General features: G+C 59.6%; 13 protein-coding genes. 6 read left to right on the plus strand and 7 right to left on the minus strand.

The features are described 5' to 3' along the window. Positions 1-16: 16 nt before the first annotated feature. Positions 17-3,580, plus strand: coding sequence for a DNA polymerase III subunit alpha (gene dnaE, locus HMPREF3170_RS07210; RefSeq protein WP_070362233.1), 3,564 nt, complete (start codon positions 17-19; stop codon positions 3,578-3,580). A gap of 101 nt (positions 3,581-3,681) precedes the next feature. Further along, a complete protein-coding gene (locus tag HMPREF3170_RS07215) occupies positions 3,682-4,890 on the plus strand; it encodes a cobalamin-independent methionine synthase II family protein (RefSeq protein WP_070478808.1) in 1,209 nt (402 codons plus the stop codon). An 80-nt stretch (positions 4,891-4,970) separates the two neighbouring features. Here HMPREF3170_RS07215 and HMPREF3170_RS07220 read toward each other — a convergent pair whose 3' ends face one another. Next, complete coding sequence (locus HMPREF3170_RS07220; protein ID WP_070362235.1) at positions 4,971-5,345, minus strand: hypothetical protein; 375 nt, start codon at positions 5,343-5,345, stop codon at positions 4,971-4,973. A gap of 36 nt (positions 5,346-5,381) precedes the next feature. Beyond that, on the minus strand, positions 5,382-5,840 hold the full coding sequence (locus tag HMPREF3170_RS07225) for a hypothetical protein (protein WP_070478810.1): 459 nt from the start codon (positions 5,838-5,840) through the stop codon (positions 5,382-5,384). A 194-nt stretch (positions 5,841-6,034) separates the two neighbouring features. Between HMPREF3170_RS07225 and ilvA the strand changes: the two genes are divergently transcribed. Continuing rightward, positions 6,035-7,324 carry a threonine ammonia-lyase IlvA gene (gene ilvA, locus HMPREF3170_RS07230; protein WP_070478812.1) on the plus strand — a complete coding sequence of 430 codons (1,290 nt, stop codon included), beginning with the start codon at positions 6,035-6,037 and terminating at the stop codon, positions 7,322-7,324. Here ilvA and treZ read toward each other — a convergent pair. After that, the gene (gene treZ, locus HMPREF3170_RS07235; protein ID WP_070478814.1) at positions 7,308-9,092 is read right to left on the minus strand and encodes a malto-oligosyltrehalose trehalohydrolase; all 1,785 of its coding nucleotides are present in this window, start codon (positions 9,090-9,092) and stop codon (positions 7,308-7,310) included. The two genes, ilvA and treZ, sit on opposite strands and share 17 nt — an antisense overlap. A 57-nt stretch (positions 9,093-9,149) precedes the next feature. On the opposite strand from treZ, the gene HMPREF3170_RS07240 reads away from it, so the two are divergent. From HMPREF3170_RS07240 to HMPREF3170_RS07250, 3 genes are read left to right on the plus strand one after another with little or no spacing between them, the layout of a single operon-like run. Further along, entirely contained in the window at positions 9,150-9,794 is a 645-nt protein-coding gene (locus tag HMPREF3170_RS07240; RefSeq protein WP_070478815.1) for an IMPACT family protein, read from the plus strand. A gap of 10 nt (positions 9,795-9,804) precedes the next feature. After that, positions 9,805-10,038: a hypothetical protein gene (locus HMPREF3170_RS07245; RefSeq protein ID WP_070362240.1), complete on the plus strand. Its 234-nt coding sequence runs from the start codon at positions 9,805-9,807 to the stop codon at positions 10,036-10,038. Positions 10,039-10,047: 9 nt separating this feature from the next. After that, on the plus strand, positions 10,048-10,434 hold the full coding sequence (locus HMPREF3170_RS07250) for an RNA-binding S4 domain-containing protein (RefSeq protein ID WP_070478816.1): 387 nt from the start codon (positions 10,048-10,050) through the stop codon (positions 10,432-10,434). Here HMPREF3170_RS07250 and HMPREF3170_RS07255 read toward each other — a convergent pair. The 4 genes from HMPREF3170_RS07255 to HMPREF3170_RS07270 all read right to left on the minus strand — a co-directional run bounded on the left by HMPREF3170_RS07255 (position 10,431) and on the right by HMPREF3170_RS07270 (position 16,093). After that, a complete protein-coding gene (locus HMPREF3170_RS07255) occupies positions 10,431-11,468 on the minus strand; it encodes a GTP pyrophosphokinase (protein ID WP_070478818.1) in 1,038 nt (345 codons plus the stop codon). The two genes, HMPREF3170_RS07250 and HMPREF3170_RS07255, sit on opposite strands and share 4 nt — an antisense overlap. A 25-nt stretch (positions 11,469-11,493) precedes the next feature. Then, positions 11,494-14,001 carry a malto-oligosyltrehalose synthase gene (gene treY / locus HMPREF3170_RS07260; protein ID WP_070478820.1) on the minus strand — a complete coding sequence of 836 codons (2,508 nt, stop codon included), beginning with the start codon at positions 13,999-14,001 and terminating at the stop codon, positions 11,494-11,496. A gap of 47 nt (positions 14,002-14,048) precedes the next feature. Beyond that, a complete protein-coding gene (locus HMPREF3170_RS07265; RefSeq protein ID WP_141742243.1) occupies positions 14,049-14,462 on the minus strand; it encodes a hypothetical protein in 414 nt (137 codons plus the stop codon). A gap of 227 nt (positions 14,463-14,689) precedes the next feature. After that, positions 14,690-16,093 carry an exonuclease domain-containing protein gene (locus HMPREF3170_RS07270; RefSeq protein ID WP_070478824.1) on the minus strand — a complete coding sequence of 468 codons (1,404 nt, stop codon included), beginning with the start codon at positions 16,091-16,093 and terminating at the stop codon, positions 14,690-14,692. Between the last annotated feature and the right edge of the window lie 48 nt (positions 16,094-16,141).

The following is a 16,141-nucleotide window of genomic DNA, read 5'->3' on the forward strand; positions in this document are numbered from 1 at the left end:
GGATAAGATGAAGCGCATGGCCAAAAAATCTTCCTTCGTCCACCTGCATAACCACACCGAGTTTTCGATGCTCGACGGCATGGCGAAAGTTGACATGCTTGCGGAGGAGGTTGTGCGCCAGGGAATGCCCGCGGTGGGCATGACTGACCACGGTAATATGTTCGGCTCGAACGCGTTTTACCGCCAGATGGTGGACGCGGGGGTGAAGCCGATCATTGGCATCGAGGCCTACTTGGCGCCGGAGTCGCGCCTGAATAAGAAGCGCGTGCTGTGGGGCACCCCTGACCAGAAGCGCGACGATGTATCCGCCTCCGGTGCGTATCTGCACCAGACGATGCTGGCAGAAAACGCGACCGGCCTGCGCAATCTGTTCAAGCTCTCGTCGCTGGCTTCGTACGAGGGGCAGCTTGGTAAGTGGCCGCGCATGGATGCGGAGCTCGTCGCCGAACATGCCGACGGCATCATCGGCACCACGGGGTGCCCGTCGGGTGATGTGCAAACCCGTTTGCGGCTTGGCCAGTACCGTGAGGCTCTTGAGGCCGCGGCGATGTGGCAGGACATCTACGGGCGTGATAACTACTTCCTCGAGCTCATGGACCACGGTCTGGATATTGAGCAGCGCGTACGTAATGACTTGCTGCGCATCGGCAAGGAGCTCGATCTTCCGCCACTGGTGACGAACGACTGTCACTACGTCCTGGAGTCCCAGGCGCCGGCGCACGAGGCCATGTTGTGTGTGCAGACCGGCAAGACGCTGATGGACCCGGACCGCTTTAAGTTCGACGGCACCGGCTACTACATCAAGTCAGCTGAGCAGATGCGCGACCTGTGGGACTCTACGGTGCCTGACGCCTGCGATAACACCCTGTGGATTGCGGAGCGTGTCGGTGACTACAGCGAGCTGTGGGAGGAACATCCGCACGACCGGATGCCGGTGGCTGACGTGCCGGAAGGGGAGACCCCAACAACGTGGCTGCGCAAGGAAGTGATGCGTGGTTTGCAGGCGCGCTTCGAGGGCCGGGAGGTGCCGGAGGAGTACATCGAGCGCGCGAACTACGAGATCGACGTCATCGATATGAAGGGCTACCCGTCCTACTTCCTCATCGTTGCCGAGCTGATCAAGCATGCGCGTGAGGTTGGCATTCGCGTCGGGCCGGGCCGTGGCTCCGCGGCGGGTGCGCTTGTGGCGTACGCGCTGACCATCACGAACATTGACCCGATGGAGCATGGCCTGCTCTTCGAGAGGTTCTTGAACCCGGAGAGGCCGTCGGCACCTGATATTGATATCGACTTCGACGACCGCCGCCGCGGGGAAATGATCACGTACGCTGCAGAGCGCTGGGGCGAGGACAAGATCGCGCAGGTGATTACCTTCGGCACGATTAAGACGAAGCAGGCTATTAAGGACTCGGCCAAGGTGAACTTCGGCCAGCCTGGCTTCCAGATGGCGGACCGTATTAACGCGGCGTTGCCTCCTGCGATCATGGCGAAGGACATTCCGCTGGCAGGTATTACGGATCCGGAGCACCCGCGGTATAACGAGGCGACCGAGGTGCGCTCCATGATTGAGACTGACCCGGATGTAGCCCGCATCTACGAGACTGCGCGTGGCCTTGAAGGTACTGTGCGCCAGGCAGGCGTGCACGCTTGTGCCGTGATTATGGCGTCGGTACCTTTGATGGACCACATCCCGATGTGGAAGCGGCCTGCCGACGGTGCGATCATTACTGGTTGGGACTACCCAGCGTGTGAGGCCATCGGCTTGCTGAAGATGGACTTCCTTGGCCTGCGAAACCTCACCGTGCTTGGCGACGCACTGGAAAACGTGAAGAAGAACCGCGGCGAGACCATCGACCTTGAGTCGTTGAGTACTGATGACCCGAAGGTATACGAGTTGCTCTCTCGCGGCGATACGCTTGGCGTGTTCCAGCTGGACTCGGGTGGCATGCAAGAGCTGCTCAAGCGCATGGGCCCGACTGGTTTTAAGGACATCGTCGCTTCGCTCGCGCTGTATCGCCCAGGCCCGATGGGCATGAACGCCCACTGGGACTACGCGGACCGCAAGAATGGCCGCAAGCCGATTACGGCCATCCACCCGGAACTTGAGGAGCCACTGAAGGACATCCTGGACGAAACCTACGGTTTGATCGTGTACCAGGAGCAGATCATGGAGATCTCCCGAAAGGTTGCGAACTACACCGCTGGTGAGGCAGACGGCTTCCGTAAGGCCATGGGTAAGAAGAAGCCAGAGGTGCTGGCGCAGCAGTACGAGAAGTTCTGGTCGGGGATGCAGGACAACGGCTATTCCAAGAGCGCGATGGACGCACTGTGGCAGATTATTGAGCCGTTCGCCTCGTACGCGTTTAACAAGTCTCACGCTGCAGGTTACGCGCTAGTGTCCTACTGGACGGCGTACATGAAGGCGAACTACACCGCTGAGTACATGGCAGCGTTGTTGACCTCGGTGGGCGATAAGAAGGACAAGTCGGCGATCTACCTTTCCGACTGCCGCCACCTTGGCATTTCCGTGCTCCAGCCAGATATTAATGCTTCCGAAGAGAACTTTATGGCTGTTGGCGAGGACGTTCGATACGGCCTCGCGGCGGTGCGTAATGTCGGCGTCGAAGTTGTTGAGTCGATTAAGGAGACACGCCGGACGAAGGGCGAGTTCACGAGCTTCTCTGACTACCTCGACAAGATTGACCTACTGCCATGTAATAAGCGAATTACTGAATCTCTAATTAAGGCCGGTGCGTTCGACTCGCTTGGTCACCCGCGTAAGGGGTTGATGCTCATCCAGGAGGATGCCGTCGATTCTGTGCTTACCACGAAGAAGGCTGCTGACAAGGGGCAGTTCGACCTGTTCGCCTCCTTCGGAGGTGACGACGCTGTTGCTGCTGACAACGCGTTTGCGCTGCAGATCCCGGATGAGGAGTGGGACAAGAAACACAAACTTGCTCTCGAGCGTGAGATGCTGGGCTTGTATGTCTCGGGCCACCCGCTTGACGGCTTCGAGGAAGCAATTGACGCACAGACCGATACTCAGTTAACGACGATCCTCTCCGGCGAATTGCGAAACGGCGCCGAGGTAACGATTGGCGGTCTGATCTCTTCGGTCGATCGGCGTTTCTCGAAGAAGGACGGTTCCCCTTGGGCGATCGTCACGATTGAGGATCACCACGGCGCCTCCGTTGACGTGTTGCTGTTTAACAAGGTGTATTCGCTGGTTGCGCCACAAATTGTGGAAGACAATATCATCCTTGTGAAGGCGCACGTCTCGATCCGTGACGAACGCATGAGCCTGTTCGGCGACGACGTCAAAACGCCGGAGCTCGGGCCTGGCAACGGTGCTGGGCTGCCACTGCGTCTCACGCTTCGCACCGAGCAGTGCACTGTGGATAATATCCAGCGTTTGAAGGGCGTGCTGCAGAACAACCCGGGCGACTCGGATGTGTACCTGAACCTTGTACATGGCGACGAGACGCAAATGATGGTGTTAGGCGACCATCTGCGGGTGGAGCGTTCGGCGAGCTTAATGGGCGATCTGAAGGCGACGATGGGGGTTGGGATCCTCGGCTAGTGGAGGGGAGTGAATATATTCCCCGGTGTGAAAATCAGCTTGGCTACACTCTGTCGTTGGAATCAATACCAGCTAAGAGGCGAATGAGTGGAGCATAATATATGTCCGAGCACAAGATTTTGACAACACATGTTGGGTCCCTGCCGCGCACCCCTGAGCTGCTCGAAGCGAACCAACTTCGTTCGGAGCAGCAAATCAACGACGAGGACTTTAAGGAGATCCTTGAGCGCGCGATCGACGACGTGGTGCAGCGCCAGGTTGATCTGGGCATCGACATCATCAACGAGGGTGAGTACGGTCACATCACCTCTGGCGCGGTCGACTACGGTGCTTGGTGGAACTACTCTTTCTCTCGTCTTGGTGGACTGACCATGACCGACGAGGACCGCTGGGCCTCGCAGGAGATCAAGCGTTCCACGCCTGGAAACATTGAGTTGACCAGCTTCGCTGATCGCCGAGACCGCGCACTCTTTTCCGAGGCGTACTCCGACCCGCACTCCGGCATTTTCACTGGCCGTGCGAAGGTTGGTAACCCGAAGTTCACGGGTCCGATTACCTACATTGGCCAGCAGGAAGTTGAGACGGACGTCGCACTGCTGAAGCGCTCCATGGATCGCGCCGGTGCCACGCAGGGGTTTGTCGCAGCACTTTCGCCAGGCTCCGCCGCCCGTCTGAAGAATGAGTATTACAACACCGACGAAGAAGTCGTACAGGCGTGTGCTGCTGCGATGGCACACGAGTACAAGGCAATTACCGACGCCGGTTTGACCGTGCAGCTCGACGCACCTGACCTTGCGGAATCCTGGGATCAGATTAATCCCGAGCCGACCCTGGAAGACTACCGTGCGTGGCTGCGTATTCGTATCGACGCCATCAATGAGTCCATCCGCGACTTGCCGAAGGAACTGACTCGCCTGCACATTTGCTGGGGTTCGTGGCACGGCCCGCACGTTACCGACGTACCGTTCGGTGACATTATCGAGGAGATCCTGCGGGCAGAGGTTGGCGGCTTTTCCTTCGAGGGGGCATCGCCGCGTCACGCGCATGAGTGGCGCGTTTGGCAGGACCACGCGTTGCCAGAGGGCAGCGTTATTTACCCGGGTGTCATTTCGCACAGCACGAACGCTGTCGAGCACCCACAGTTGGTTGCGGATAGGATCGTTCAGTTCGCCGAGGTCGTCGGCCCAGAAAACGTTATCGCTTCGGCAGACTGTGGCTTGGGTGGGCGCCTGAACCACCAGATCGCCTGGGCGAAGCTGGAATCACTGGTGAAGGGCGCGGAGATTGCATCACGTCAGCTCTTCGGCTAATCGGAAGTAGCAGAAGCGCTAAGGCCGGTGCCCACCTCGGAAAGAGATGGGCACCGGCCTTAGCGCTACTTGCTACGCAGCTACTTAAGCATGGACTTCAGTTTGTCCTGCGCTCCAGGGATAGCCTTGATCGCCGCGGTGATCATCTGAATCAGCCCGACGAAGAGTGCGATGCCAGCCGAGATATAGCTGAAAATCTCGCGAGTTTCATCGGTCATGATGCCTTTGTTGATCGCTTCGGAGCTTGGGCCTTCAGCTTTTCGTGGCTCCGTGGTCTTTGGTACTGGCGAAGCGGTAACCGTCACGGTCACAGCAGGTGCTGTTTCTGTGGCAGTAACACGTGATTGCGTGGTCGGCGTGTCTTGCTTCTCTTGTGCCATCAGTGGGCTTGCCGTGAGGCAAGCACCACCGAGGGCGGTAGTAATGGCAAGAGCGACCAGTGAGCGTGTATTCACGTTCAACTCCCTGTTTGTCTGAAGTAGTGGTGAAGCTTAGAACACCTTCGGCACGTGGACGTGTCCGAGGCCCAGGTGGAACTGAGCATTTGCCATGTCGATGAGCTTGTTGAGGCCGGTCGGGTCGGACAGGACGATCAAGCCGGTGGTCAGGACCGCAGCGAGGATGCCTGCGAAAGCGCCGAGGGCGTGTCCCTTAGAGCTGCCCGACGTCTTCGTGTTGTTGTTGGTGTCAGGATTCGTGTTGTTGTCGCCTGGTTTCTCGGTCTCGCCTGACTTTTCGGTCTCGCCTGGCTTCTCCTCGTCCTTCTTGTCGGACTCCTTGCCGGTGTCAGGGGTTTCCTGGGTGTTCTGATCCTTGGTGTCACCAGGGGTCTGCTCGGCGGTTGGAGCCGTGGTGTCCTTCGCTGGGGCGTTCTCCTCTGCGAACGCAGGGGCGACGGTCAACGAGATTGCGGTTGCGGCGGCAACGGCAACGGTGGAAATGCGCTTCATGAAATCTCCTGAAGTTGTTTGAAAGGATAGGAATTCGAGGCGAAACCACAGCAATGTCAATGAAATGCTACGGTTTCCACGAATTGTTGCTAGAAAATCTAGCAGACAAGCGACGATTTTAATAGTTAGACCGCTTGGACTGACTACTGCAAAGTATCACCTAGACGTGGTGCAGCGGTATACACTTTGCTGTTATGAGTGAACAGGAACAGCCAGCTTTCCACGCGGTACACGCCGCAGATGTTCAAGCAGCGCAGTCGAAGATTTCTGCGGTGATTGAGCCGACACCGTTGCAGTACTGCCCCCGTTTGTCGCAGCAGTACGGTGCCGAGATTTTCCTCAAGCGGGAAGATTTGCAAGACGTTCGTTCCTACAAGATTCGCGGTGCGTATTACAGCATCTCACGGCTCAGTGACGAGGCGCGTGCAGCCGGCGTCGTTGCGGCGTCAGCGGGCAACCACGCTCAGGGTGTGGCCTACGCATGTCGGGCGTTGGGGATCCAGGGCAAGATTTTTGTGCCGAAGCCAACGCCGAAGCAGAAGCGAGACCGAATCCTGGTGCACGGTGGCGAAAACATCGAGTTGGTCGTTGTAGGCGACACGTTCGACGCCGCTGCAGAGGCCGCCCGCAAGGACGCTGCTGAGCGCGGCGCGACCATGGTCGAGCCTTTCGACGCCCGCGATACCGTCATCGGTCAGGGCACGGTCGCAGCGGAGATCGTGTCACAGTTGTCAGTTATGGGCCGCGAGCTGGACACCATCTTCGTGCCAGTCGGCGGGGGAGGACTGCTGGCTGGCGTGCTTTCCTATGTGTCCGACATGGTGCCTGGCACTGCGGTCGTAGGCGTTGAGCCCGAGGGCGCACCGTCGCTTGAGGCCGCCCTGGAGGCAGGACATCCGGTAACGCTGAAGGAAATTGAGTCCTTTGTGGACGGCGCTGCTGTGAAGCGCACCGGCGATTTCCCGTTCGCTGTTATTGAGGAAAACCTTGCTCGCACGCACCTGCTGCGTTGCAAAGAAGGCGCGGTGTGCACGTCGATGCTGGAGCTGTACCAAAACGAGGGCATCATCGCGGAGCCTGCGGGCGCGCTGTCTGTGGCGGCACTATCGCAGATGAAGCTGCAGCCGGGCAGCACGGTGGTGTGCATCATCTCTGGTGGCAACAACGACGTGTTGCGCTACGCAGAGGTCATGGAGCGTTCGCTTGTGCACCGCGGACTGAAGCACTACTTTTTGGTGAACTTCCCTCAGGAGCCAGGGCAGCTGCGCACGTTCCTTACCGACATCCTTGGGCCTAACGACGATATCGCCTTGTTCGAGTACCTGAAGAAGAACAACAAAGAAACCGGTGCTGCACTGGTTGGCCTGGAGCTTTCTTGCGCTAGCGACCTCGAGCCGTTGCTTGAGCGGATGGAGGCGTCGGTCATTGATTGTCGACGCCTCCTGCCAGGCACACCAGAGTATGACTTTATTGTGTCGGCATAACCAGGGCGAATGCCCACGGTTCTAAGCGGGTTTCGTCGGCAGAGACCTCGGCGCCACCGAAGGTGTACAGCAGTGTTCCGCCCACTGGGGCGACGGTGCCCTCCGACCCAAAGTTTGCCACCAGCACTGCCTGGTCACCCATGGTTAGCCACGCGTCGTCTGCGCCCTGGGCTGGGCCGTGATCTACGGTCAGCTGGCGAAGGTCGTCGCGTGCCATCGGGTACTGCTTGCGCAGCTCGATGAGTTTCTTGTACGCCGCGAGGATCTCGCGTTGCTCCTCGTCGAAGTTCCAGTCGAGCTTCGCGGAGGTAAACGTTTCCTCCGCGGCAGGATCCGGGACGGCTGAGGAGTCCCATCCCATGCGGGCGAACTCGTTCATGCGCCCCTGGCGGGTCATTTCCAGGAGCTGTGGATCGCTGTGCGAGACAAAGAATGGGAACGGCGTGCGTGCACCGAACTCTTCGCCCATGAAAAGCATCGGGCTGAATGGAGATAGGAGTACGACGGCCGCCTTGAGGACCTGCTTGCGCGCACTGAGATACTGCGACGGGCGGTCACCCTTCGCGCGGTTTCCGGTCTGGTCGTGGTCGGTGGTGTAGGTGACCATCTGCCACGGTGCGACGCGGTCAAGGTCGAGCGCCTTGCCGTGGGTACGCTGGCGGTACACGGAGTAGTCCTCGCGGAAGCGGTAACCGTTGCGCAGTGTATCCGCCAGGATTTCGAGCGTGCCATAGTCGGCGTAGTACCCGGCACGCTCGCCGGTGACCAGCGTGTGGATCCCGTGGTGGACGTCGTCAAGCCAGTGTGCGTCGAGCCCGTAGCCGCCGCGCTCCGGGGACTCGAGGAGCCGTGGGTTGTTTTGCTCCGATTCGGCGATGATGGTGCGGGGGATGCCGGTGGAAGCTTCAACTTCGTTGGCGACGTTCTTGATTTCCTCCATGATGGAGAAGGCCAGGCGATCGTCGTAGGTCTGCACCGCGTCGAGTCGCAGGCCGTCGACGTGGAACTCGTCGAGCCATTGGAGCACGGCGTCGAGTACATATGCGCGGACCTCATCCGAGTGGGCACCGGACAGGTTGATCACGTCACCCCAGCCGGTGTGCCCTGCGGTTGTGTACGGACCGAAGTTGCCGTTGTAGTTACCTTCGGGGCCGAAGTGGTTGTACACCACGTCGAGGATGACGGCGATACCGCGGGCGTGAGCAGCGTCGATAAGGGTCTTGAGGCCCTCGGGGCCGCCGTACGATTCCTGCACGGCGAACCAGTCCACGCCGTCGTAGCCCCAGTTGCGGGCGCCCGCGAAGGGCTGCACCGGCAGCAACTCAATGGAGTTGACGCCAAGTTCGGCAAGATAATCAAGCTTTTCGACGGCCCCCTCGAACGTCCCCTGTGGCGTGAAGGTGCCCACGTGGAGCTCGTAGAGGACTTGGTCGCGAAGTGCGATGCCTTCCCACGAATCATCCGTCCAATCGAACGTGCTGCTGGTCACCTCTGATGGGCCGTGGACGCCCTCGGGCTGGAAGCGCGAACGAGGGTCGGGTAGTGGCTGTGACCACTCGCCGTCACGAAGCAAGGAGAAGCTGTAGCGCGCACCAATTTCGGGTTGGGCGACTTCGCGCGGAACCACCCACCAGTCCCGGCGGGTCTCGTCACGCTGCATCTCGAGCGTGCGGGGCCCTTCGCTGTCGTGGAGGTGCAGGCGCGCGCCGTGCGCGTTCGGAGCCCACACCCCAAATTGTTGGGGCATCGGAGTGTGCTTGCTAGACATACCACCAACTGTATGGAAGTACCATAACCGTCGCAATGGATTTAGAGTGGAAGCACTATGCGCACATCGTACGAACTGCCCGCCGCCGGTGACATCACCACTCACGAGATCGAGATCAAACGATCCCGATTCATCACTTGGATTGGCCGCACCCAGTCTGAAGCCGAGGCGCGGGCCCTGATCCAGCAGGCCCGTGAGACCTACCCCGATGCACGTCACCATTGCTCCGCATATATTCTGAACGTCGACGACGCCCTGCCCGTCGAACGCTCATCCGACGATGGGGAGCCCTCCGGCACCGCAGGCAAACCGATGCTCGATATGCTGCACGGCTCCGAAATGCTTGACCTCACCGCTGTCGTGATCCGATATTTCGGTGGTATCAAGCTGGGTGCAGGAGGGCTGGTTCACGCCTACTCTGACTCGGTTGGGCAGACGCTTCCACTGGTACCGCGGGTGCTGCGTAGTACAAAGGAACTCGTGCGCGTCGATCTGCCGCACGCGGAGGCAGGTCGCATCGAGGCCGAGCTGCGCAACGCAGGCTTTGACATTGTCAACGTCGAGTACGGCGCCGCCGCCACGTACACGCTGGCGCACGACCCCGGACAACGCGAAGCACTCGACGCGCAACTCGCAGCGAGCACCCAGGGCCGAGCGGAGGCAGAAGAAGCAGGCCGCCAATGGATTGAATCTGCACGCTAAACTGTGAACCATGACTATGCAGCCTCGTCCATCGAATCCGATTGAATCCCGCAAGCAAGCGGTACGCCGTTACTCCAAGAACGCAGTCGTGTGGGCCGGCGGTGGCCTTGGCGCTGGTGTAGCGCTCGGCCTGATTGCCGGTTCGTGGCAACTATTTATCGTGTGCCTTGTCATTGGCGTGGTTGGTGGCTATATCAACTGGAGCAAGGTGCAAAAGATCGTAAACCATCACGACAACTACTAAACAAGCACGATGACTAGCCCAAATACCACCGCGACGAGGATCGACGTCTGGCTCTGGGCTGTCCGCATCTTTAAGACACGCTCGTTGTCCGCAGAGGCGGTTCGCGCCGGACATGCCAAGCTCAACGGCAAAGCAGTCAAGCCCTCAGCACAAGTCGTGCCAGGGGATCGGCTCAAGGTGTGGAAGGACCACCGCTACCTTGACCTGGAAGTCACCCAGACGCTGCAGAAGCGCGCCGGGGCGAAAATCGCCACGACCTGCTATGTAGACCACTCCCCACCTCCTGTGGCATCGGAGGTGTTTGGTGCGCTGCCCGTACGGGATCGTGGGGCAGGCCGTCCGACGAAGAAAGAGCGCAGGCAGCTCGACCGCCTGCGGGGACGCAACAGCTTCTAGGCGTTCTCGCCCGAGTTAGTTTGCGGGGCACCGCCCTCACGGAGTTGGGTGAGCCTGCGTGTAAGTTTGCGTTTGCGTAGTAATGGCCGGTTTCCGCTTTCCCACGTGCGGTTGATGTGCTCCTGCCCGAACTTATTCAGCAGGAGGTCGTCGACAAGCCTGACTTGGCCCGGGGTGAACCGCGTCTGCAGCGTGTTCTGCACGGCTTCGATGTCTGCCGGGTTCGCTAACTCCGCGAGAGCAGAGACTGTCTCGATGCCGTCGGCGCTGAGTAGCTCGTGCAAGAATCTGTAATCATCAACGCGGGACAGGGGAAACGACGCCCCAAGGATCACGGTGAGCACGCCGGGGAGCGTCTCTGGTGCCAATGCCGCTGCGGTATCGGGAGCGCTCGGGCTCTGTTTTTGCGGGTTGGACAGCTCTGCGATTTGGTCGAACTGCTGATCCGCAAGTTCGATAAGCCCGGCTGCGAGCGTGAACGCGCGATCAATTTGTGGGTCCAGCTCGCCGTGGGAGCGCTTATATCGCACATCGTGCTCGAACTCCGCCCACGCGTGCTGTAGCACCGTCCGTACTTGCACCTCGAAGACTTGCCCGCGGTAGTGTTCGAGCTCCTCGTTATGTTCACCTACCTGGAGTACCAGGTGGTGCGAGCCGTATCCGAACGTGCCTGACACCCTCGTCTCCTGTGCCTTGTCCACGCTTCGGAGCACATCGAATTGATCCGCCAGAAGGCGCAGCACCGCCGGTATTTCGGTGGAATGCATCACGGTGATGCGGGCCCCGATGAGGTCACGGATGTCGTTCCACGGGTCCGGGTACACAATCTTTCCACCACGACGCTTCTTAGCTTTTTCTTTCAGCGAAGGCCAGCTTTTGATGCGGACATCGACGCGGTCAAAGTTGATACCGGCGTCGATCATGAGCTCGTGGAGCGCATGACGAAACTCCTCGGCAACCCCTTCGTGTTGCCGCAGCCACGCGAAGTAGGTGTTGCCGAGTTGCGCGATTGTGTCATTGTGCTTCGTGTTCATCGGCACAACAGTGTACCCACCGTTGCTATTCGACGGCCTCTCGACGCTCCAACAGCGCAGTAGGAAGGTACTCGAGCAGGACACCGACCGGGACAGTGCCGTGAAACTCTCTACCGGTGAACCGCTCGAACCAGGACCCCTGCGGCAACGTCAGTGTGGTGTCCTCCCAGCCACCCCGGCGCGCAAGTTCAAGGGGCTTTCGGGTTGCAACCGCAATCATGCCAATCTCGGCCGTATCCCGGTGCTCACGAGCGAATCCAACAAAGTGCTGCTGGGATGGGCCGACCGCAAACACCGCGCGGTGCTTCCCCTCGGTAAACAAGGTCGGCGTGGTCTTTCGTGCCGTAAGGCATTCACGGATAACCAGCTGCTTGGCGGCGTCAACAGACTCGGATAGGCCGGGCCAGGACCGGCCCGGCGAACCGGCTTGCTCGCAGCCCAAGAAGTCACCCAGATTGAACTGCGGTTGCTGCCGTGCATCGAGGTACTGATGCAGCGTTTGGGTACGCGCTGTGTAGTCGATGAAGCTGCGGTTGTCCGGGTCTACGAGTGTGGGTTCGAAAAACTCCATGCCCTGATAGGTATCAGGGATGCCAGCGCCGGCAAGCTGGAGCACCTTGCGTCCCAGTGATACCGCGACGGCCCCCTCGTGGAGAGTCGCCACGAAGTCCGAAATCAGCGAAGTCGCAGGGCCTGCCAATACCGCATTCACCCAATCCAGTACCTGCTGCTCGTACCCTTCATCGGGGTCGAACCAGCTGGTATGAAGAGCGGCCTCGCGGATCGCCTTCAGCGCATAGTCACGCAACCGTTGCGAAAGCGTCTCTGTCACAACCCCATCCGCGGGCCAAATCCCCACGATGTTCTGCAGTAAGAAATGCGCCGTGGCGTGGTCTGGCGGAGGCAACAGCGCTGTCGTCGTGTTCACTAACTCCGCAAACGCGTTTGGTACTTCGGCGATCTCCAGCATCCGCGCGCGGGTATCTTCGGAGCGCTTCGTATCGTGGGTGCTCAGCGTCGTCATTGTTTGTGGCCACAGCTCAGTACGCTCTTGCTGCAACAAGTGGAACTCTGCCGCACCAACCCCGAAACGGCCAGGAGCGCCGCCTACTTCCTGCAGCGCCACCAACCGGTTCGCCCTATAGAACAACGTGTCCTCGACGCCCTTTGCCATGACTGCGCCACACACCTGCGCAAAGCGGGTGCTTGCCTCACCTTCAGCGAGCAGGGCAGCCGCGATGAGGTCGAGGGCGTCGCGCCGGGAAGGGAAGCGCTGCGCCATATCGGCAACGACCGTCGCGGTAATCCTGGACAGTGATCGGTAATCGGCGCGGTAGACGGGGATGGCTGCGACTAATGCAATGACGGTGTCAATGAGGATTTCGTCAGAGACGGCGGAGCCGGCCGTCGAAAAGTTATCGCGCCGAATAGCGCGCGTGAGACGGCGAACCTCCGCCTGAAGCTCGTGCGTTGCCACCTCACGCTTGAGCTGTAGCGCCGCGGCATCAAGCGCCGCCTGATCCCACGTGGAGCCCGATTGGCGCAGTGCAAGCATACTGAGTGTATCCTCGGCCGTCTGGTTGACGAAGATGCCGTCGAGCTCGCGAAGCGCGTCGTAGCCAGTTGTGCCGTTGACGCGCAGGCGTGGGTCGAGCGGCTCGTCGGCCTCCAAGATCTTCTCGATGACCAGCCATCGATCGGGACCAACAACATCACGAAGCCGTGACAAGTACCCGAAAGGGTCCGTGAGTCCATCCGGGTGGTCGACGCGGACGCCGTCAATCAGATCCTCAGCCACAAGTTGGCGGATGATCGCATGCGTGTGTTCAAAGACCGCGGGGTCCTCTTGTCGGATGCCCGCAAGCCCGTTGACAGAGAAGAATCGGCGATAAGAAATGATGCCGTCGCGCCAAAACATCAGCTTATAGGACTGACGCTCGTAGACCTTCTTCGGATCGTCGTCGAGGGAAGAGCAGGTGCCTGGCTTGAGTGGGAATACGTTGTCGTAGTAGGCCAGCACGATGCCGCTTTCGGGGTTGTCCTGATCTAAATAGCGCAGCGTGAGAGCATCTTCGTCGTGTTCCTTCCCGAAGATCGGCAGGCCGAGCTTCCCGCCCGCCCCGTTGTCAGCGTGCCAATCGATATCGAAGTAGCGCTCGTACTCAGAGTCGCGACCATGCTTGAGAACGTCCCACCACCAGCTATTGAGCTGCGGGGAAGCGACACCCAGGTGGTTCGGCACGATATCGATGATCACGCCAAGGTTGAGTTTTCTGGCTGCCTCCACGAAGCGCCGGAAGCCCGGTAGTCCACCCAGTTCCGGGTTGACCACAGTCGGGTCAGTGACGTCATAGTTGTGATTCGATGTCGGCAGTGCCTGCAAGATAGGAGAGAGGTACACATGGGAAATACCGAGTGACTCCAAATAGGGCAGACACTGCGCTGCCTGGTCGAAGCCGAACGCGCGACCCGACGGATCGGCTTGTGGGCCACGCAGCTGGAGACGGTAGGTTGATGTAATTGGGGCTTGCAATACGTCCTCCTTGAAGTTACCAGCCACCCTAGTAGCTCAAGACGCACTTAGCTGCGGACGCGAGAATCACAAGAGAGAGGGAAGCCAACCGAATAGCGCATGACGTGCTCCGGATTGGCGAACGCCAGAACTTCCTCCAAGGTGGCGTCGAAGACGAAGAGTTCTTGCTGATCGCGGGAATAAAACAGCAGTTCGTTGTGCGGCATGAGTACGCGATCAACGTGAGCATAGAGCGTCGAGAAGAGTTGCGGGTGAGCGAGCCAAGACGCCGCATACCCAGCAGAGCTTTGCACCTGCACCCCCTTCGGCACTACCTCCCCCAACGAATCCTCCGCCCGCTCGTAGTCCAGAGTGACTCGGCCCTCGAGAAGATCGGTGCTCAGCATGCGCGCAGCTGAGTTCCACGCCTGATGGACCGTCAAGCCCATCGCGCCAATGGACTGGTGCGTCAGGCCCTCCACCGAATCTGAGTCAAAGACGCACACCAACCCGGGCGCCAAACTGATGTAAGCGGTCGAAGCCCCGAAACCTGGCGTGAGCCACGCACGCGAAGAACTCGACGTGATTTCACAACGTCGGGCCAGACGGGGGAAAATGGGTACAAGCATTGAAGGGGCGCACGGAGCGGGCATATGAGTAGTCATATGTACTTAGACCGTTCAAACCCGCCGATGGTTCCCAAAAAGTTTTAAAACGGTGGTTGCTCGTTCAATCCTAGGGCATCCAGCAATTGATCAGCCTTCCAGATTGCTATGTCTTGGCCCTGCTCAATAAGCTGCCGAGCCCGCTTTTCCTTCGAGGTCATTGACCCCCATTCGCCAACAACGAGGATGGTGGTCTTCTTCGTCACGTTCTTGCCCACCTGGCCGCCCTGAGCAGCAATGCCTTGCCACAGCGCACCCTTATCAAATGGAGAAAACTCACCGGTCAGCGTGACGTGCTGCCCAAACAATGGCGAGGAAGCATCAGCATCGAGCGCCGGTTCTGGCACCGTGTCCGGGGTTGCCACCGCTTGCCACGGAGCTGGCTTGCGATCCTTGCTCTGCTTCGGCGTGCTCTTTCTAGAGGGGCCCGCTTGGTTGCTTCCAGCAGGTGCAGGAACTGCAGCGGCAGCTGCCTGCATGCCTCCCTTGGCGATGCTTTCTGCTTGCAGTGCACGGCCCGCGCCGGATCGGTCCCTGAGCACTGGAGTCACCCGATGAGAATCGATCGAGCCCAAAGTGAAGCCAGCGTCATGGACAAACCCAACAAGTGAACCCTGGTAGTGCGCCCGACGGGCCAGGCCAACCATGATGCCCGCACAGGCTGCAGCATCCGCGCAGGCGTCGTGGTGCTGCTCCAGCGGCACGCCGAAGTGAGACGCCAAGGTGGGCAACTTGTGGTTCTCAACATCAAGGTCGCACGAGCGTGCCTGCGCCAACGAGCATGCGAAGAGCACCTGTGGCGCATCAATCCCGACTGCACCAGCAGCTTGAAACAGCGCAGTGCTATCAAAATGCGCATTGTGAGCCACAAGGGGGAGGGAAGCAGCGAACTCGACAAGTTGCGCAATACAGTCAGCCACACTTGGTGCGTCTGCCACGTCCTCCCGACGAATCCCATGAATAGCGACGTTGTGGGGGTCAAACTCGGCCCACTGCTCCGGAGGCATACACAACCAAGAAACGCGGTCAGTTTCTACACCATCAATGACTTTCACCGCACCGATCTGACAGATAGAACCCCACCTCTGGTTGGCGGTTTCCACATCAAACGCAACGAAATCAAAGCCAGGCAAACCGCTTGAACCGCCTCGCTGCGCGTCCTGCGTCGGGGCGTCGCCACGCTGCGCAGCAGAAATAGCATCCTCGAGCTCGCGCATCGCAGCGCCCGCGCCAGGCGCAAAAACAACGTTTACAACGATGTCGCTACACGTGATACTGACGGTGCCCGTGCTCCAGTCATCGCCTTCGGTCAAGTCAACCTTTGTGATTGCCTCTATCGGAATGCGCGTGGGCTCGCTGGAGCCAGCCAGCGCCGCCTCCAAGGGGGTTGGGGTGACGACCAGCTCCGTATTCGAAACACTCAACGTCGCACGGCAAGCAGTAATCACAGCGTATGGCTCCAATCAAAAATCCGGTAGGCGGGTAGCACACATACT

It is taken from the genome of Corynebacterium sp. HMSC08D02 (genome assembly GCF_001807505.1).
In the GTDB taxonomy this organism is placed as follows: Bacteria; Actinomycetota; Actinomycetes; order Mycobacteriales; family Mycobacteriaceae; genus Corynebacterium; species Corynebacterium pseudogenitalium.